This window comes from Nocardia sp. NPDC051052 (assembly GCF_044456045.1).
GTDB lineage: Bacteria > Actinomycetota > Actinomycetes > Mycobacteriales > Mycobacteriaceae > Nocardia.
The window spans coordinates 330,732-348,987 of record NZ_JBITFL010000006.1; the positions used below are offsets into that span (position 1 = coordinate 330,732).

Here is an 18,256-nt window from a genome sequence, read left to right on the forward strand (position 1 = left end):
AGTTTTCACACCGAAGCGAGGAACCGCTCCAAGCGCTCGGCGAAACCTGGTGCCGCCGGGACGAAATGCCCTGCACCCGGTGCGACCACCCGCTGCGCGTCCATGACGTCCGCGAGGCCATCGCATATCCGTTCCAGTGCCGGGGAATGATCGCCCGAGGCCACCAGGGTGGGAATGCCGTGCGCGCGAATCACCTCCAACCGTGGCCGCGCCTCACCGGGCAGTCGCCCGCGATGCGCGCGCCGCACCGCCGCCACGGTCCCAGCGGATAGGGGCTGCCCATCCGCCACTGGTGAGCCTGCGAGAGTGAGGAATTCGCGCAGCTGCGCGGTGCCGGTATCGAGGCCATCCGTGAGCACGGTGTCGCCGAGTTGCCGCAGCCTGGTCACGACCGGATCGTCGCCGGCCACGAAGTACAGCGGCGGTTCGATGATGGTCAGCGAGCGCATGGAGTTCGGGTGTCGGGCGGCCGCGATGAGCGTCCCGAGCGTGCCATACGAATGAGCGACAACGTGCGGACGCAGGTCACCGATCACCGCGACGATATCGTCGGCGTCCACCTCGAAGTCCTGGTTTCCGCCGACCGGCGTCGGGCTGGGCGGAAATCCCCGCCGGTACACCGACGCCAGCGTCCACCGCGCTCGCAACGATTCCAGTCCGGCCCACGTAGTCGTCGGCCCCGCCCCTCCGTGCACCAGCACGACCTCCGGCCCACTGCCCTCCCGCACCACACTGATCGCCTGCTCCAGCATCATCGGCCTCCCCGCCGCCATCGGTTCCCGCCGCAGCGAGATTCACATCGGGAATCCTACGTGCGATCCATTCGGCCACCGCCTCGCTCAGGCGCCGGATCTCACACATCCCGCCGAAGGCGTATAGTCGGATCCGACTAGTAGGAAGCGACTATCTATGGCACGCCGCAAGGTAACCAACACGCTGGCGCTCGCACTGCTCGGGCTGCTACTCGAGCGGCGGATGCATCCGTATGAAATGGCCGCTACGCTGCGGGAACGTCATAAGGGCGACAGTTTTAAAATCAATTCCGGCTCGCTCTATGACACCGTCGAGGCGCTGGCGCGGCACGGCTGGATCGAGCCGGTCGAGACGGTCCGCGATGGCAACCGTCCGGAGCGAACGGTGTACGCGCACACCGAACTCGGGCGCCGGGAATTCGTCGCCTGGCTCGACGAACTGGTGCGAACTCCGGTCGCGGAGTTCCCGAAGTTCCTTGCCGCGGTCAGCTACCTCGGCGCGTTGGGGCCGGTCCGCGCGGCCGAGGCCCTCGACGAGCGCGCTCGCCATCTGGCCGAACGTATTTCCGGTGCGGACAGCACGCTCGAGGAGACCGTCGGCGTGGGAGCGCCACGGCTGTTCATGATCGAAGTCGAGTACCAGCGCCACGCCTGGCAGGCCGAACTGGAGTGGACCCGGCGGACCATCGCCGAGATTCGAGACGGCTCACTTCCGTGGCCTGAGCCCAGCACGTTCTGAGGGGGAACACGATGACCGGCCAGCCGCTGGATACCGATGTCCTGATCGTCGGCGCGGGCCCGGCAGGCTTGATGCTCGCCTACGAGCTCGCGCTTGCCGGGGTGCGCACCACCGTGGTCGAACGTTCGCTGGAACCACTGTGGTGCCGTGGTTACAACCTCAATGCCCGTTCACTCGACCTGCTCGCACGGCGCGGCCTGGCCGCGGAGCTCATCGCCGAAGGCCACCAGGTGCCGAACGTCCCCGCCACGGGGATCTCGCAACCACTGCCGCTGGCCGGGGCGCATACCGATCACCCGTTCTCGTTGGGGATCCCGCAGACCCGCGTCGAAGAGGTGCTCGCCGCGCGGGCCGTCGAACTGGGTGCCACGGTCTTGCGCGGGCGCGAGGTTCGCGGCATCGAGCAGGACGCGGATTCGGTGACCGCGACGGTCCACAACGGGTTCGCTACTCAGCTGACCGCGCGATACCTCGTCGGCTGCGACGGCGGCCGAAGCGTCGTCCGCAAGAGCGCCGGAATCGCGTTTCCCGGCACCGACGCCACCTTCTTCGTCCTGCTCGGCGACGTCGAATGCGATCTGCCGTACGGTGTTTCGGCCGGCCCCGACGGACGCACGGTGTTCGTCATCCCGCGCCCCGGATACGTGCGCGTCATCGTTCGTGAACAGGACCCGCCCCCGGTGAAGGACACCCCGGTGACGCTGGAGTTGCTGCAGTCCCAGGTGTCCGAGGCGCTCGGCCGGCGCACCGAACTGCGCACCACGCTGGCTGACCCGGTTCGGGGACGCGGCGCGCCTGGCCGAGCGCTTCCGCGACGGGCGAGTCCTGCTGGCCGGCGACGCGGCACACATCCATCCGCCCGCGGGCGCCATCGGCGTCAACGTTGCCCTCGACGACGCGTTCAACCTGGGTTGGAAGCTCGCCGCCACCGTCCACGGCAGCGCACCGGAGACCCTGCTCGACACCTACCACGACGAACGGCACGCGACGGGTGCCGCACTCCTGTCGAACCAGCAAGCGCTGGTACTGCTCAGCGAATCCGCGTCGCCGCTGGCAGACCTGGTCCAGCGGGTCGCGGCACACCCCGCGGGCAACCGCGCACTGACCGAGATATTGAGCGGCCTCGACACCTGCTACCTACCCGGCGAGCACCGCTGGCTCGGCCGCCTCGCCCCCGACCTCGCCTTGTCAACCGCCGACGGCGACACGACCCTGGCCAAACTCCTGCACCCCGGTCGTCCGGTATTGCTCGACCTGACTCCCGACCGGGCGTTCTCGAGATGGTTGTCTGCGGTCACCGTGGTCTTCGCGGCCTGTCCGGCGCATCCGGATATCGGCGCACTACTACTGCGCCCGGACGGCCACATCGCCTGGCTGAGCACCACTTTCGTGGACGACGCCGGGCTCGCGGACGCCCTCCATCGCTGGGTAACCCCACCCTCGCTCGACCCGTTGCCGATACCGGTCAGCTCGGCGTGGGAACAGGCGCAGTAGATCCGGGGGTGCGTCGACGCCGGGCAGGGTGACGTCGATATCGATGAGCGGGGCGCGCCGAACCGGCGACTACGCCGCTTCGGTCGAGGGACGAAGCCAGGCACCTGCTATGTGGCGAGCAAACAGGTGCCGAGCGGCAATTTTATTGCGGTGCATCGGCACTCGGGTCCCCGCTACGCTCGCCGCATGATTCTTCGCCACGTCGCCATCGACTGCGCCGACCCGTACAAGCTCGCGTCGTTCTGGAGTGCCGTCACCGGCTGGCCGCTCTCCGCCGAGGACGAGGTGGACGACGATGAGGCGCTGCTCACCGCGCCCGAGCCGCTTCCCGGTTTCCTGTTCATCCGGGTTCCGGAGGGCAAGACAGTGAAGAACCGCATCCACTTCGATTGGGTGCCCACCGAACGCACCCGCGACGAGGAAGTCGAGCGGCTGTTCACGGTGGGCGCGACACTGTACGAGGATCACCGCACCGCCGACGGTCGCGGCTGGGCCACCCTCCTCGACCCCGAAGGGAACGAATTCTGTGTCGAGCGAAGCACCTCCGAACGATCGAAGGCTGAACAAGCCGGAACGTAACCGGTACCGCGACACTCCGTAATGGCCTGTGCGGCCGTGTGATCGGCACTGACCTCTACGATGCCCCGGTGACCTACGACGACCTCGAGCATCTCGACACCTCCCGCCTGCCGGAGCGCCAGCAGAAGATCCTTGCCACCATTCGGGACTGGGTGGTGCGGCAGGGGTACGCGCCGAACTCACGGCAGATCGGGGACGCGGTGGGATTGCGGTCTTCGTCGTCGGTGTCCAAGCACCTGAACAGCCTGGAGGAGAAGGGGTTCCTGCGGCGCAGCGAGACGATGTCGCGGCCGATCGATGTGCGGATGTTCCTGCAGGGTTCGGCGCCGCGGGAAACGAACGAGGATTCGGTGGCGGTGCCGGTGGTCGGTGACATCGCGGCGGGCACGCCGATTCTGGCCGAGGAGCACACCGACGACATGGTGACGATGTCGCGTCAGCTGGTCGGTCGCGGGACGGTGTTCGGGCTGCGGGTGCGCGGGGATTCGATGATCGACGCGGCGATCTGCGACGGAGACATCGTGGTGGTGCGGCAGCAGAACGAGGCGCATTCGGGGGAGATCGTCGCCGCGATGATCGAGGGGGAGGCCACGGTGAAGGTATATCGGCGGCGCAACGGTCATGTGTATCTCGAGCCACGCAACCCCGCGTATGACGTCATCGATGGCGATAAGGCCGCGGTGCTGGGCAAGGTGGTGTCGGTGATGCGTCGCGTCTGAGCGGCGTCGTCGTACCCTGAACTGATGTCGGACATCGCGGAACCGGATTTCGAGCGGCTGGTCGAGGTGCTGGCCGGTCGCCGGGTGCTGGTGCTGACCGGTGCGGGTGTGTCGACCGACAGTGGCATCCCCGACTATCGCGGTCCGTCCTCGCCGCCGCGAAATCCGATGACCTATCAGCAGTTCGTCGGTGACGCGGTGTTCCGGCAGCGGTATTGGGCGCGTAATCACATCGGCTGGCGGCGAATGGATGCGTCGCGGCCGAATCCGGGGCATCGCGCGTTGGCGCGGTTGGAGCGGATGGGTGTGGTGAATGGGCTGATCACCCAGAACGTCGATTTGTTGCATACCAAGGCTGGGCATCGTCGGGTGATCGATCTGCACGGCACCTATGCGCGGGTCCGGTGCTTGAGCTGCGATGCGTTGATTTCGCGGATGGCGTTGGCGGAGCGGTTGGAGGCCGCGAATCCTGGGTTCGCTGAGGGGGCAACGACGAATGGGGTGGAGGTCGCACCCGACGCCGACGCGGTTGTCGCCGATACCGACAGTTTTCGGATGGTCGATTGCGCGGGGTGCGGGGGGATGCTCAAGCCCGACATCGTGTATTTCGGCGAGAACGTGCCGAAAGATCGGGTGGCGGCGGCGTTCGAGCTCGTCGATGAGGCGGATGCGTTGCTGGTCGCGGGGTCGTCGTTGACCGTGATGTCGGGGCTGCGGTTCGTGCGGCACGCGGCGAAGCGTGCGCGGCCGGTGGTGATCGTCAATCGCGGAAATACTCGCGGGGATGAGTTGGCGTCGTTGACTGTTGATGCTGGATGCTCGGATGTTCTTGTCGCGCTGGCCGACGCGCTCGGGGATGCGCACGTTCTGGCCGGGGCAGCGGTGTAGTCGAGTTCTGTTGCGCCGCAATGCTCGCCGTTGCATCGAGTGCGTATTGGCATGCGATGCCGATAATGATTGTGCGGCACGCGTTTACGGCGGGGTTTCGGAAGAAATTGTCAGCCGAACGACTATGCGTCGTCGGGATTGCGGCCGATGCAAACAAGCACGCGATGCCGAACAGGCGCTGTTCGGCGGCCGAAACTCTTCCCCTTTCAACATATATCGCATGGGTTGGCTTGCGGCAAGGCCCCGTCGGTGCCGCATACTCGCAGACCTGAGTCAGGCGACGCCGAATATCGGCTGCCACGCGTGATTCTCAGGCGAGCACGGGTAGCGATGTTTCGAGACGGAGGAACAATGGCCGAGGAAAAGGCCCTGAACGTCGGCCCGTCGAGGCTCGAGATCGCCTACGAACGTTTCGGCGACCCCGCACTGCCGCCGATGCTGCTGATCATGGGTGGCGGCGCGCAGATGATCAACTGGCCCGACGGATTCTGCACCGAACTGGTCGAGCGCGGCCTGCACGTCATCCGCTTCGACAGCCGGGATACCGGTCACTCGTCGCACCTGTCCGACGCGCCGACCGTCGACCTGCCTGCCGCGCTGGCCGGTGACCTCACCACCGCGTCGTACCACCTGTCGGACATGGCCGCCGACACCGTCGGCCTGCTCGGCGCACTCGGCTTCGACAGCGCCCACCTCGTCGGGCTGTCCATGGGCGGAATGATCGCGCAGACCATCGCGATCGAGCACCCCGACCGCATCCGATCATTGACCTCCATCAGCTCCCGCACCGGCGCACCCGGCGTCGGCGACGCCGATTTCGCCGCCATCGGCCCGCTGGGTCCGCAACCGCACGACCGCCAGAGCTACCTCGACTGGCAGGTCCGCGCGTCTCGGGCCATTTGGTCTCCCGGATACGCCTTCGACGAGGCCGCGGTCGCCGAAACGGCCGGACGCGTCTACGACCGAGGGCGCGACCACGAGGCGATGATGCGTCACTTCGTCGCGGTCCTGGCCTCCGGCGACCGGACGGCGCCACTGAAATCGTTGCGGATACCGACCTTGGTCCTGCACGGTGCCAACGACCTCATGTGCGATGTCAGCGGCGCCCGCGCCACCGCCGACGCCATCCCCGGCGCGAAACTGATGATCTTCGACGGCATGGGCCACCACCTGCCCCGCGAACTGTGGCCAACCTTCGCCGACCACATCGCCGAGCTTTCGGCACACCCATCGCGCGATGGTCCTGAGCCTCGACCCGGGCGCTTGCCGATCGAACCAGTGGGGGGTTGCGAGCTCTCAGCCTTGGCCTGGCGTTCTGCATCGCGACTGGCTGCTGGCCGTGACCGCGGTGTCCGGCCCGCGGAATAGCCCGCGGCTGACTTCCCCCGTGTATCGCGGCTTACCGAGCGGCAGGTTACAGAGCTTCGGCAGGTTACAGAGCCTCGGCCTGTTCCGGTACCGCATCGGTCCGAATTCGGTTCGGGCGCAACGTGATCGCCAACACGGCCGCCCCGGTGAGTGCGATGAGCATCGTCCATACCGCGCCCACGTGCATGGCGTGGATGAACGCGGCGTCGGCGGCGCTCGCCAGGTCGGGGCTGTGCATCACCGCCGCGGCGTGTCTGGTTTGCTCGGCGGAGACCTGTGCCCGTTCCCGCACATCGGCGGGCAGGTCGTGCAGTGCCGATCCGATGCCGCGCCGGTACGCGATCGACATGATCGTGCCGCCCACCGCGATGCCGAGCACGCTGCCGGTCTGTCGCACGGTGTTGGTGACCGCGGATCCGGCACCGGCCTGTGTCAACGGAAGGGTGTTCATCAGCGCCGCGGTCGTGCTGCCCATGACTATGCCGATCGACAGGCCCTGGATCAGCAGGACGATCTCGTTCCAGACGAGCGGGGTGTGCAGTCCGAAGAACGCGAAGCTGCCCATCGCCAGTGCCGCAACGGTGAGCGCGGTCGCGGTGACCGGGCGTAGCGACCAGCGGCGCACCAATCGGATGCCGAGCGGCCCGCCGACCATCGCGCCCAGCGCCGCCGGGAACGTGGCGAAACCGGCCTGCAGCGGCGAGAAGCCCCGTGCGCCTTGCAGATAGAACGCGCCGTAGAAACCGGCGGCGGTCATCGCGAAAAGCAGCAGCCCGAGCGCCGCGTTGCCGCCGCCGAACGTGCGCTGCGCGAGGAGGCGGGGATCGAAGCTGGGCTGATGGCTGCGCAGTTCGACGAACACGAACGCGCACAACAGGATCGCCCCCGCGACGATCGGCGCCCAGACATCCACCGGAGTCCAGGAGGCCACCTGTCCCGCGCGAATCAACCCATAGGCCAACGCGGCGAGTCCGCTGATCGAGAGCAGTAGACCGGTCAGGTCGAGCGGGCGCGGGGTGGGGCTGCGGAATTCGGGGATCAGCGCGGCGATCCCGACCAACCCGACCAGCACCGCCGGGACATTGATGAGAAACACCGAGCCCCACCAGAAATGGTCGAGCAGCACACCGGCGAGCAGCGGACCGGCCGCCAATCCGACACCCGCGGAGGCGGAGGAAATGCCGATCGCGGTCGCCCTGGCGGGACCGGTGAAGGTCCAGGTGAGGATGGCCATGGTGGCGGGCATGATCAGCGCGCTGCCCACGCCCATCGCGGCACGGGCGGCGATCAACTGGCCCGCGTCACCGGCGTAGGCGGCCCAGATCGAGGCGGCGGCGAAGGTCGCCATGCCCGTGGCGAGCACGGTCCGGTGACCGAATCGGTCACCCAGCGCGCCCGCGGTGAACATCAGCGCGGCGAAGACCAGGGTGTAGGAGCCGGTCGCCCATTGCAGCTGGGCGGGGGTGGCGCCGAGCCCGCGGACCGGGTCGGCCAGTGTCTGGAAGGTCAGGCTGAGGATGGTGTTGTCCATCCAGATCAGGAACGAGGACAGCACGAGTACGGCGAGGATCAACCGTTGCCTCGGCTTCGGCAACGCGGGAGACGTGATCATGGAAACCTTCGCTAAGATTGGCAAGAACCTGACGATTAACTTCGCATAGTCGTCAGGAACCTGTCAATATCGAGGAGGTCTTTTCGGTGGGTTCCTACCGGAGCGAGGTCGGGTCACTGACCTTCATGGTGCGCAAGGTCTGGCTCAACATGCGGGCGGCAATCGGGGAGGAGCTCAAGGCCTTTGGGCTGTCCACCTCCCAGTACGCCACCCTGATGATGACCGCCGCGCGTCCCGGAATGTCGGTCGCCGACGTCGCCCGCGAGGTCGCCAGCTCCCGCCAGGCCGCCAACGAAATGCTCAGTGGGCTCGAACACGAGGGCCTGATCGAACGCCGCCCGCACCCCTCCGATCGGCGCACCCACCAGATCACCGTCACCGAATCCGGCCGGGCCCGGTTGGCCGAGGCCCGCATCGCCGTCGGTCGCCGCGAAGCCGAACTCGAATCCTCGTTCACCCCCGCCCAGCAGGCCGCGATCCGCGACTGGCTCGAGGGTATCTCCGATGCCTGCCACTGATCGTTCGTAAAGCGCTGTCGGGCAGAGGAATTCGGGACCTGGTAGTCGATAGCGAGTCTGCCTCTTGGTCCGGTTGGCGTGATTACTGGACCGTTGAACGTGATTACTGGACCGTTGAAGTCGGCAGTCGCCCTCGTGCGACATGGGGCGCCGTAGTATCGGCCGAATTTCGGATGGATATGGCGTAGCTGTGAGCCGGTGGACCGTTTCACCCTCACCCGCCCCCGCTGCGCCTGACACGCCGGCGGGCCGGTCCGCCAGCTTGACTTGGAGTGCGCTCCAGGTCCTAGTGTCGGGGGCGTTCGTCAGCCTTCGAGGTACCGCCCGGTCCGCTGGGCAGGAGGAGTATCCGCGCATGATCACCCGAACCACGCTCGGCTCGCCCGGTCTCACCGTCAGCGCGATGGGTCTGGGGTGCATGGGGATGAGCGAGAGCTACGGCGCCGCCGACTGGGACGGCGGCCTGGCCACCATCAACCGCGCCCTGGAGCTGGGCATCACGTTCCTGGACACCGCCGACGCCTACGGCACCGGCCACAACGAGGTGCTGGTGGGCCGGGCCATCCACGGCCGCCGAGACCAGGTGCAGGTGGCCACCAAGTTCGGCATCGACCGCAGCGCCGGAGACCGGGCACGCCGCATCCGCGGTGCCCGGGACTTCGTGCTGCGTTCCTGCGACGCCTCGCTGCTGCGACTGGGTGTCGAGGTGATCGACCTGTACTACGCTCACCGCCCGCCCCAGGACGTGGAGATCGAGGAGACCGTCGGGGCAATGGCCGAGCTGGTCGAGGCGGGAAAGGTCCGCCATCTTGGCCTGTCCGAGGTCGACGCTGAGCTGCTGCGCCGAGCGCACGCGGTGCACCCGATCACCGCGGTGCAGAGCGAGTACTCGCTGTGGACCCGCGACGTCGAGGCCCTCACCCCGGTGATGGCCGAGCTGGGGGTCGGGCTGGTGCCGTACTCGCCGCTGGGGCGGGGGTTCCTGACCGGCGCCCTGGACCGCTCCACGCTGGGCGAGAAGGACTTCCGGCGCACCAACCCCCGCTTCGCCGGCGAGGCGGGCGAGGCCAACGAGAAGATCGCGCAGACCGTGCGCGCGGTGGCCGACCGGCTGGGTGCCACCCCGGCCCAGGTGGCGCTGGCCTGGGTGTACGCCCAGGCCGAGCGGCTCGGGGTGGCGGTGGCGACCATTCCGGGCACCCGCAGCCCGGCCCGGCTGGAGCAGAACGCGGCCGCGCTGGAGCTCACCCTGGACGCCGAGGCGCTGGCCGCGCTGGACCCGCTGAGCGACCAGGTGATGGGCGAGCGCTACACCCCCGCGCACACCGCTGAGGTCGCTCGGGGTTAGCCGGTGGGCTCGACGCGCACGACGTCCAGCTCGACGACGTCGTTGACGTCGCCCCCACCGGCGACCTCGCCGGTCACGACCAGCCGGGGCCGGGCCGGCGGTGCCCCGTCCCGCTCGACGGCCAGGATCGCGCCCCGGTTACCGGAGCCCGGGGGCGATCTCGCCGTAGAAGAGTAGAGCGGCTCGTCGACGAGCCGATTGCGTTGGCGCCGTGTGAGATTGCGTCCAGCCCCTACTGATGCGCTGCCGGTCGGGCGTTCTCGCGGGCGGTTCAGGTCGAACATCACCAGTCGGTTTGTCGGCCGCAACGCCTGCGATGTCGAACGGTTCACCGCGGCGGCAATGCTCTCGGGCTTGTCGCTCGAACAAGTCCGAGGGCACCGACCAGTTGCGTTACCGGTGAACTCCGGCTCGCGCGGGTGCGTCGATTTCCGTGAGTCCGGTCAGCGCTCGCGGCAGGGGACCCTCGTGCAGAACGCCGAGACGTTGGGTTGCGCGAGTGAGGGCGACATAGAGTTCGGCCGCGCCGCGCGGGCCGTCGGCGAGGATCCGTTCGGGGTCCACGACCAGCACGGCGTCGAACTCCAATCCTTTCGTCTCCGACGCCGTCACCGTGCCGGGCACCCCCGCCGGACCGATCACGATGCTGGTGCCCTCGCGATCAGCTTCCGCCCGGACGAATTCTTCGATGGCAGTAGCTAATTCGTCCTCGGTGACCTGTCTGGACCAGGGCTGGACACCGCACGCGCGAACCGACTCCGGTGGCTGCACGCCGGGCGCGAACTCGGCGAGCAGCGCGGCGGCGACGGTCATGATCTCGGCCGGGGTGCGATAGTTCACCGTCAGCGACCGGTAGGCCCAGCGGCCGGGCACATACGGTTGCATCATCGTGTCCCACGAGGTCGCGCCGGCCACCGACCGGCGTTGGGCCAGATCGCCGACCACCGTGCACGATTTGCTCGGGCAGCGGCGCATCAGTATCCGCCAATCCATTTCCGACAGCTCTTGCGCCTCGTCGACCACGACGTGCCGGTAGGTCCAATCCCGATCTGCCGCAGCGCGTTCGGCGAGTTCCCTGGTGTCGCGTTCGAGGAATCGGTCGGCCAGGTCCTCGGCGTAGAGCAGGTCCTGAGCGAACAGGTGGTCCTCGTCGTCCATCATGTCCTCGCGGCTGACCAGCACGTCCAGCACGCCGGCGGCATACTCGGCCTCGGCCTTCCTTTCCCGCTCCGCGGTCTGATCGGCCGGTTTGTCGGGGCCGAGCAGGTCGGCCAGTTCGTCGAGCAGCGGCACGTCCGATACCGTCCATGCCGCGCCGTCCGCCCGTGCCAGCGCCTCGTCGGCGCCCGCCGCGTGCAGTCGTTCGGGAGACGAATACAGCTGTGCCAGTAGAATTTCCGGTGTCAGGATCGGCCACAGTTGGTCGAGTGTGGCGGCGAAGGTGTCGTGACTCGCGAGCTCCTCGACCAGGTCTTCGCGCAGTTGCTCCCATGCCTCGCGGTCGTCTCGGGTCAGCCAGCCGCGGCCGATCCGGGCGATCGCCCGCTCGGTGAGCGCGTAGGTGATGATGTCGCGGAACACCGCTTGCGCCTCGTTGTGTGGCCGTCCGCTCGCGCGGGCCTCCGCTCTGGCCCACTCGGCGGTCTCGGCGTCGATGCGCATAGTGACGTCGGCCAGTTCGATCGTCACCGGATCCTTGGGTAGTCGCTGGCGATCGGCGACCGCCGCGGCGAGCACGTCCAAGATCTTCAGCGAGCCCTTGAGCTTCGCGGCCCGCGGGGTGTCCTCGGCGGTGACCCGCAGGCCAGGCACGAGTTCGCCCGCGGTGGTGAACACCACGTTGGTCTCGCCCAGCGACGGCAGGACGTGGGCGATGTGGTTCAAGAAAGCCGGATTAGGCCCGACCACCAGCACGCCCTGGCGTTCCATCCGCTCCCGCTGGGTGTAGAGCAGGTACGCGACGCGGTGCAGCGCCACCACAGTCTTCCCGGTGCCCGGACCGCCCTCGATCACCAGCACGCCCGGATGGTCGAGTCGGATGATCTCGTCCTGCTCGGCCTGGATCGTCGCGACGATGTCGCGCATCCCCTCGCCACGCGGCGCGTTGACCGCCGCCAGCAGCGCCGCGTCGCCGCGTTCGCCGTCATCGGGACGGCCGAGCACCTCGTCGGTGAAATCGACCACCTGACGTCCACGGGTGTGGAACTGGCGGCGCCTGCGCATGTTCTCCGGCGTCGCGGCGGTGGCCACATAGAACGCACGCGCTGCCGGGGCTCGCCAATCGAGCAGCAGCGGTTCGAACTCGTTCGCCTCGTCGTAGAGACCGATCCGGCCGATATAGGAACGCTCGCCCGACAGAGTGTCCAATCGACCGAAACACAGTCCGTTGTCGGCCACATCCAGCCGCTGCACCGACTTGCCCAGTGCGCGCACCTGGTCCTCACGCTCCATGGCGGAACCGTCTCTGCCGCGCAACGCGGCGCTGTACTGGCCCTTCACTCGCGCGCGCTCGGCGTCCAGGCGCGTGTACAGCTCGGCCACGTAGCTACGCTCGGACTGTAATTCCTCGTCATACTCTCGAGTTGGCATGTGCCCCTTCTTTTTTCGATGACTGTGTCGCTGTGCTCGTGCGGGCACGTTCCCTCATTTACCTGGCGCGATGCGCCTGGTCGACCACTGCCGGCTACGGGTAAACGACGCACACACGTACGCGCCGAGTGCCTGCAACGCCGCCGCGAGCCCCACCATCGACTCGCCATCCCCACGCGACACCCAATCCGTAACTCCCATTTCCGCAGGTTCTGACCTCGGCCAGCGAGTATGCGCCTCGACCGGGGTCTTGCCGCAAGCCCCCGGGTGCGATATATATTGGATACGGAAAGGATTCAGGTCCTTTCCATTTTTGTGTCCGCTGTCGGCAGACTCCCGCCTCGCTCAGCACACGCGCAACATCGCCCACAGCGGTGACGCCCGGCTGAACTCGACGGCCCCCGCAGTCCAAGCATCGGTGTAATCCTCTAGTACACCAGCATGTTCGGTGGTCACGCTGGTGTCCTCCGGCTCTCGGGCGATACCAAGACCAGTTCCCCCTCGATCGAGGTCTGCTCGGGTTGCCCGTGCGGGGAGGAGTCGCGACGGTGTGGCGTGGATCATGCGGGGGCGGCATTGACTGTGCCGTGTCGGCCAACGGTGTCCTGGGGGTACACGCTCAGACCAGGAGGATCACCATGGCGTTGCCGGAATTCATTTCTGTAGAGGACTTTTTCAAGCCGCCGGTGAGTGCGGCGCCGTCGATTTCTCCGGACGGCACCAGGATTGCGTATCTCGCGCCGCGTAAGGATCGGTTGAACGTGTGGGTCCAAGACCTCGACTCCGACACGGAAGCGCGCTGCGTGACCGCGGACGAGCACCGCAACGTGTACAACTTCCGCTGGACCGACGATCCGCGATGGCTGCTCTACACCCAGGACAACGGCGGCGATGAGCAATGGCACCTGTATCGGGTCGATCTGGACGACCCCAACGCGGCGGTGCTCGACCTGACTCCGTTCCCGCGAACGGCGGTCATCGACTTCGAGTTGCCCGCGGGACGGCCGGAGAAAGTGCTGGTACAGCTGAACAACAGGAAGGTCGAGGCGTTCGACCTCTGCGAGATCGACCTCGCCACCGGCGGCCTCACAGTGCTGGCCGAAAACCCCGGCCATATCGGCGCCTGGATGTGCGGCCCCGGCGGCGAAGTGTTCGGTCGCGGCCTGACTGCCACGGGCGATATCGAGCTTTCGCGCTGGGACGCAGGCACTTTGCACCCCATCGCAGTGTTTGACGGCGCCGACTACCCGATGGGTGTGTTGCCGGTCCGGCTGACCCCCGACGGGACCGGCGTGTGGCTCGGGTCCAATCGCGGCACCGACCGGACGCGGCTGGTCCGCCTCGACCTGGCGACTGGGCAGGAGTCCGAGGCCGACAGTCACCCGACGTTCGACCTCGATACCCGCGGCGCCGTGATTCCCACGCTGCCGTCACCGTTGATCCTCGACCGGCGAACCGGAGCGTTGATCGGCGCCCGCTACCTCGGCGAACGGCAGGTGATCCACGCCCTGGATCCGAATTTCGCCGCGGTGCTCGCGAACTTGCAGAAGTTGTCGGAGGGTGACTTGGCCGCAGTGTCCGCCGACCGCACCGGGCAACGCTGGGTCGTCACCTTCACACACGACCGCGACCCCGAAGTCGCGTACTACTACGACCACTCCACGGGGGAGAGCCGACTGCTGTTCCGGCCGTTTCCGCAGCTGAATCCCGAATCGCTTGCCCCGATGACACCGGTGACTATCCCAGCGCGGGATGGACTGAGCCTCCCGTCGTATCTGACACTGCCCGTCGGCATCGAGCCGTCCGGGTTGCCGATGGTGTTGATGGTCCACGGCGGCCCGTGGCTCCGCGACAGCTGGGACTTCGACCCGACCGTGCAACTCTTCGCCAACCGCGGCTACGCCGTGTTGCAGGTCAACTATCGCGGTTCGACCGGATACGGGAAAGCGTTCGTCAAAGCCGCGATCAAACAGTTCGCCGGCGAGATGCACGACGACCTCATCGACGCCGTGCAATGGGCCGTCGACCAGGGCTATGCTGATCCGGCGCGGGTCGCGATCTTCGGCGGCTCCTACGGCGGCTATTCAGCCCTGGTCGGCGTCACCTTCACCCCCGACGTCTTCGCGGCCGCCATCGACTACGTCGGCATCTCCAACCTGGCGAACTTCCTGCGCACCATCCCCGCCTACAGCAAGCCGCACACCGCCAACAACTGGCAGCTCTTCGTCGGCGACCCCGACGATCCGGCACAAGAAGCCGACATGCTCGCCCGCTCACCGATCACCCACGTCGACCGCATCCACACCCCCCTGCTGGTAGTGCAGGGCGCCAACGACATTCGAGTAGTGCGCGCCGAATCCGACAACCTCGTCGAAGCGCTTCGACAGCGCGGCGCCGAGGTCGAATACCTGGTCAAAGACAACGAAGGCCACGGTTTCGCGAACCCAGAAAACCAAATCGAGCTGTTCCACACCATCGAGCGCTTCCTCGCCCGACACCTGGGCGGCCGCGAATCACCCACCCGCTAACCACTTCCCGCCGCCCCGCACCTAGCCTCGCCCGACTCAGGTCTGCCGCGGCATGAGGTTGTTCCGCAACAAACACGCCAACCCGGCGGCTGGACAACGCTTTACGCAATGATCCCGACCGTCGCCAGCGATCTCCCAGCAGGACGGCTTGTCCGCCGCGTCCATCTGTGAGAGGCAGCTTGGGCGTGGTTGGGGTCCCCCGAGTAATCGCCGAAAATCCAACGATGTTCGGAATGTCTCCTGGTAGAAGGTGATTCGGCGGTGCCGTTTGAACCGCCTCGCCGGGTTAGTCCGCAGTTCCGGGCTCGAGGTGGCGGTAGATCGTCTTACGGGAGACGCCGAAGGTCTCGCCGATCTGGGCGACGGTGTACTTGCGCTTGTCGCGCTGGTCGCGTTCGTCGTACATTTCCCCCGCTTTGCGGACCTGTAGCTGTGTCAGGCTCGATGGCCGGCCACCGACGCGGCCGCGTGCCCGCGCGGATTCCAAACCTTCCCGGGTGCCTTCGCTGATCAGGTCGGCGGTCATCTCGTCCATGGCGGCGATGACATGGAACAGGAATCGTCCGGCGGGGGTGGTGGTGTCGATGCCTCATCTGCGACACCGTTTATCGGTGAAAATCAACATCATTGCGGTGGAAGATGTCGGTATCGGCGAATTTTGACATCACCGTAACCTGCGGTTGGGGTTGCGGTGCCAGGATCTGTGTGCTTGTTCCAAAGTGCTTGGGTCGTAGCGGGAGCAGATCCGCCCAATCCGGCGTCAAGCCCGGAAAGTCGAGTGGCATTGGTTTACAGGTTTGATCGCATCGACGAGCCAGTGCAGGAATCCGATGATGAGCGCGTTGCTGCTCGAGTCGACCTGCGCGACCGTTGCTTGGGCACGTTCGCGCACGTCCGAGCGCTGACAAGTGCGGCCCTACTGCCCGACCGGGGTCCGTCGACATGTGGTGCCGACTACGTTGACGCGGTGACCGACAGGGAGTCGTGCCCGACATTGGCGCACTCGTCGTCCTGTTCGAACGTCCCTCCAGCGATTGCGATCGCACCGACGACGACACCCTCTCGCCGGAGCAGCCGAGCGGCCAAGCCTGCGACGATGGGTGTTCCCGCTACCTCAACTATTTGTGCGAACACCGCAGGGTACGCCTGCTGCATACCCATCAGGTCACTGCCGTCGCGATGAAACAGCGCAACGCCGGCTGCCTTCGCCGGGGCGACTCGGGCCGACACGGGATTTGCACCGTCCATGCGATCGAGAACCTGCAGGTGCCCGCCGGCGTCGACGATGGCGATCGTGACCGTCGCGCCGAGTTCGTTGGCGTGTTCGCGGACGCGGTCGCTGACGGCCCGAGCTTCGTCCAATGTGAGTGGCATCGTTCCCACCTTCAATCTCTTGGATCGACCAACCTTGGTCGGACCCAGTGTACATCGATCCGTGGGGTGGACCAAGGGATCGGGTAGACTTCATGCATGCAGGTGCACGAAGTACCAACCCGTTTGCGCTGCAAACCCAGCTGGCTGATCAACAAGGTTTCCACGCAGACGCATCGACAGATCAAAGAAACGATGGCCGCTGCTGGTGGACATGCCTATCACTTCGCGATCCTCGCCGCGCTGGACGAGTTCGGCCCCGACAGCCAGGTGCAGATCGGCCAACGGTGCGGAATCGACCAGAGCGACATGCACACAATGCTCAATGAGCTGGCAGCACTGGGCCACGTCGCGCGCGCCTCAGACCCCGCCGACCGGCGCCGCAACCTGATCACCCTGACCGCCGCCGGGCGACGACGGCTCGAGGAACTGGACACGACGCTCACAGGGGTTCAACACGACATCTTGGCCGCCCTATCGGCCACCGAGCGCGACAAGCTCACCGAGCTGCTCACCCGCATCCTCGACTAGATTGTCACGTCGGACCGACCCGATGCCAGGACGAACCGCTCCAACTCCACCCGCGACAACGACCCGAACCCGGCTGTACCCCGCCACACCCTCATCTCTCACGTCGCTATGAACGCAGCAGGCAGACAAGCCACTTCCGCTGGCCTCCTTAGACCTTGTCTCACGTCGTTGAATTCGGTTTTCGGCGTGTCGTAACTGCCTGTGCCGCATGATGTTCGGCCGTGACAGACGATTTGTCGAAACGGCTGGACGAAATCCTCGGCAACGCAACGGATCTGCCAATCACCGAACACGCGACTGATACTCATGGGGTCACCCTGGTGAACTTCGGATTGTTCGACCTGCTCGGGATGCAGCTCTCTCCTCGAATCCGGGACCTGGGCCGGATCACCCTGTGTCGGCCGGGCCCGCGACCGAGGCCGAGGCCCGGTTCCCGCACGCGGGGGCCGCTGCTGACCCGGCGGACCAATCTGGATCTGATCGCCGAGCATTACGACGACTTGCTCCACTCCCGCAGGCGGGCCAATTCCTCATCCGCGAATACCCGCGTCGCCACTAACGCCAACCTCCGGCACGCCGACCAACCTGATCAGCGTCCAAGCCAAGCACCAACCAGCCCAACCCGCAGCCGGAACCGCCGAATCACCGCCTACCAGGCGACATTTCGAACATCGTTGGATTTTCGGCGATTACTACCGGGACCCCTGGTTGGATCGGCAGGCGAGATATCCTGCGCCGCTGAGCATCTCGCCTGCCGCCGTGCGTAACCGGTTCGGCCGACGATGGGTGCGTCCGGGCAGGGCTGCTCAGCTACCGCCCTACATACCCGAGCTCCAGCTCGGTTCAGGACTGATATTCCTGCACGTAGACCGTATCGACTCCCAGCGCGCCGATCACCGTCCCGCCGCCAGGCTGACCGAGCGGTGTTGTCCGTCCGGGTAGTGGTTCGGTGAAGAAGCGGGCGTTCTCGAGGACGAATTGCTCCTGTCCCGGGGGAATGTCGTCCTCGTAGTAGATCGCCTCGACCGGGCAGACCGGCTCGCAGGCCGCACAGTCGATGCATTCGTCGGGCTGGATGTAGGCCATTCGGTCGCCGACGAAGATGCAGTCGAGCGGGCACTCCTCGATGCAGGCCCGATCCAGGACATCTACGCAGGCGGCGCCGATCACGAACGTCACAATGTTCTCCTCGCTGTCCTCGACCCGCGATTCGGGATGTC

The 18,256-nt window shown here is 66.6% G+C and carries 19 protein-coding genes and 2 pseudogenes; 14 read left to right on the forward strand and 7 right to left on the reverse strand.

Annotated features, from left to right (window positions below):
• Positions 1-5: 5 nt before the first annotated feature.
• Positions 6-755, reverse strand: a complete 750-nt coding sequence (locus ACIBCN_RS22725; RefSeq protein ID WP_396993618.1) for an alpha/beta fold hydrolase — start codon at positions 753-755, stop codon at positions 6-8.
• 154 nt (positions 756-909) lie between these two features.
• Here ACIBCN_RS22725 and ACIBCN_RS22730 point away from each other — a divergent pair, with 154 nt between their 5' ends.
• From ACIBCN_RS22730 to ACIBCN_RS22765, 8 genes and pseudogenes are all read left to right on the forward strand, one after another.
• The gene (locus ACIBCN_RS22730; RefSeq protein ID WP_396993619.1) at positions 910-1,491 is read left to right on the forward strand and encodes a PadR family transcriptional regulator; all 582 of its coding nucleotides are present in this window, start codon (positions 910-912) and stop codon (positions 1,489-1,491) included.
• A gap of 11 nt (positions 1,492-1,502) precedes the next feature.
• A pseudogene (locus tag ACIBCN_RS22735) lies at positions 1,503-2,009 on the forward strand (FAD-dependent oxidoreductase); the annotation flags it as partial.
• 277 nt (positions 2,010-2,286) lie between these two features.
• Positions 2,287-2,439: pseudogene (locus ACIBCN_RS22740) on the forward strand (FAD-dependent monooxygenase); the annotation flags it as partial.
• A gap of 165 nt (positions 2,440-2,604) precedes the next feature.
• On the forward strand, positions 2,605-2,985 hold the full coding sequence (locus tag ACIBCN_RS22745; RefSeq protein ID WP_396993620.1) for a hypothetical protein: 381 nt from the start codon (positions 2,605-2,607) through the stop codon (positions 2,983-2,985).
• A 186-nt stretch (positions 2,986-3,171) separates the two neighbouring features.
• Entirely contained in the window at positions 3,172-3,564 is a 393-nt protein-coding gene (locus ACIBCN_RS22750) for a VOC family protein (protein WP_396993621.1), read from the forward strand.
• A 68-nt stretch (positions 3,565-3,632) separates the two neighbouring features.
• The gene (gene lexA, locus ACIBCN_RS22755; protein WP_396993622.1) at positions 3,633-4,283 is read left to right on the forward strand and encodes a transcriptional repressor LexA; all 651 of its coding nucleotides are present in this window, start codon (positions 3,633-3,635) and stop codon (positions 4,281-4,283) included.
• Positions 4,284-4,307: 24 nt separating this feature from the next.
• On the forward strand, positions 4,308-5,171 hold the full coding sequence (locus ACIBCN_RS22760; protein ID WP_396993623.1) for an NAD-dependent protein deacetylase: 864 nt from the start codon (positions 4,308-4,310) through the stop codon (positions 5,169-5,171).
• Between the two features lie 351 nt (positions 5,172-5,522).
• Positions 5,523-6,539: an alpha/beta fold hydrolase gene (locus ACIBCN_RS22765; RefSeq protein WP_396993624.1), complete on the forward strand. Its 1,017-nt coding sequence runs from the start codon at positions 5,523-5,525 to the stop codon at positions 6,537-6,539.
• Between the two features lie 64 nt (positions 6,540-6,603).
• Here ACIBCN_RS22765 and ACIBCN_RS22770 read toward each other — a convergent pair whose 3' ends face one another.
• A complete protein-coding gene (locus ACIBCN_RS22770; protein ID WP_396993625.1) occupies positions 6,604-8,151 on the reverse strand; it encodes an MFS transporter in 1,548 nt (515 codons plus the stop codon).
• 86 nt (positions 8,152-8,237) lie between these two features.
• Here ACIBCN_RS22770 and ACIBCN_RS22775 point away from each other — a divergent pair, with 86 nt between their 5' ends.
• Together ACIBCN_RS22775 and ACIBCN_RS22780 are read left to right on the forward strand one after the other, a co-directional pair.
• The gene (locus ACIBCN_RS22775) at positions 8,238-8,669 is read left to right on the forward strand and encodes a MarR family winged helix-turn-helix transcriptional regulator (protein ID WP_396993626.1); all 432 of its coding nucleotides are present in this window, start codon (positions 8,238-8,240) and stop codon (positions 8,667-8,669) included.
• Positions 8,670-9,024: 355 nt separating this feature from the next.
• The gene (locus tag ACIBCN_RS22780; protein ID WP_396993627.1) at positions 9,025-10,017 is read left to right on the forward strand and encodes an aldo/keto reductase; all 993 of its coding nucleotides are present in this window, start codon (positions 9,025-9,027) and stop codon (positions 10,015-10,017) included.
• On the opposite strand, the gene ACIBCN_RS22785 is transcribed toward ACIBCN_RS22780, so the two are convergent.
• Positions 10,014-10,349 (reverse strand): hypothetical protein, encoded by a 336-nt coding sequence (locus ACIBCN_RS22785; RefSeq protein ID WP_396993628.1) that lies wholly within the window; start codon positions 10,347-10,349, stop codon positions 10,014-10,016. The two genes, ACIBCN_RS22780 and ACIBCN_RS22785, sit on opposite strands and share 4 nt — an antisense overlap.
• Before the next feature lie 61 nt (positions 10,350-10,410).
• Positions 10,411-12,606, reverse strand: a complete 2,196-nt coding sequence (gene helR / locus ACIBCN_RS22790) for an RNA polymerase recycling motor ATPase HelR (RefSeq protein WP_396993629.1) — start codon at positions 12,604-12,606, stop codon at positions 10,411-10,413.
• A gap of 638 nt (positions 12,607-13,244) precedes the next feature.
• Here helR and ACIBCN_RS22795 point away from each other — a divergent pair.
• Positions 13,245-15,134 carry a S9 family peptidase gene (locus ACIBCN_RS22795; RefSeq protein WP_396993630.1) on the forward strand — a complete coding sequence of 630 codons (1,890 nt, stop codon included), beginning with the start codon at positions 13,245-13,247 and terminating at the stop codon, positions 15,132-15,134.
• A gap of 286 nt (positions 15,135-15,420) precedes the next feature.
• Here the strand turns inward: ACIBCN_RS22795 and ACIBCN_RS22800 are convergent, their stop codons facing one another.
• Positions 15,421-15,669 carry a helix-turn-helix domain-containing protein gene (locus ACIBCN_RS22800; protein ID WP_396993631.1) on the reverse strand — a complete coding sequence of 83 codons (249 nt, stop codon included), beginning with the start codon at positions 15,667-15,669 and terminating at the stop codon, positions 15,421-15,423.
• Here ACIBCN_RS22800 and ACIBCN_RS22805 point away from each other — a divergent pair.
• Positions 15,668-15,796 (forward strand): hypothetical protein, encoded by a 129-nt coding sequence (locus tag ACIBCN_RS22805; protein ID WP_396993632.1) that lies wholly within the window; start codon positions 15,668-15,670, stop codon positions 15,794-15,796. The two genes, ACIBCN_RS22800 and ACIBCN_RS22805, sit on opposite strands and share 2 nt — an antisense overlap.
• A gap of 292 nt (positions 15,797-16,088) precedes the next feature.
• Here the strand turns inward: ACIBCN_RS22805 and ACIBCN_RS22810 are convergent, their stop codons facing one another.
• Positions 16,089-16,508: a heme-binding protein gene (locus ACIBCN_RS22810; protein ID WP_396993633.1), complete on the reverse strand. Its 420-nt coding sequence runs from the start codon at positions 16,506-16,508 to the stop codon at positions 16,089-16,091.
• Positions 16,509-16,604: 96 nt separating this feature from the next.
• On the opposite strand from ACIBCN_RS22810, the gene ACIBCN_RS22815 reads away from it, so the two are divergent.
• Complete coding sequence (locus ACIBCN_RS22815; protein ID WP_396993634.1) at positions 16,605-17,036, forward strand: MarR family winged helix-turn-helix transcriptional regulator; 432 nt, start codon at positions 16,605-16,607, stop codon at positions 17,034-17,036.
• Positions 17,037-17,257: 221 nt separating this feature from the next.
• Positions 17,258-17,803 carry a Tn3 family transposase gene (locus ACIBCN_RS22820; RefSeq protein WP_396993635.1) on the forward strand — a complete coding sequence of 182 codons (546 nt, stop codon included), beginning with the start codon at positions 17,258-17,260 and terminating at the stop codon, positions 17,801-17,803.
• 76 nt (positions 17,804-17,879) lie between these two features.
• Here ACIBCN_RS22820 and fdxA read toward each other — a convergent pair whose 3' ends face one another.
• Positions 17,880-18,215 (reverse strand): ferredoxin, encoded by a 336-nt coding sequence (fdxA, locus tag ACIBCN_RS22825; protein WP_396993636.1) that lies wholly within the window; start codon positions 18,213-18,215, stop codon positions 17,880-17,882.
• Between the last annotated feature and the right edge of the window lie 41 nt (positions 18,216-18,256).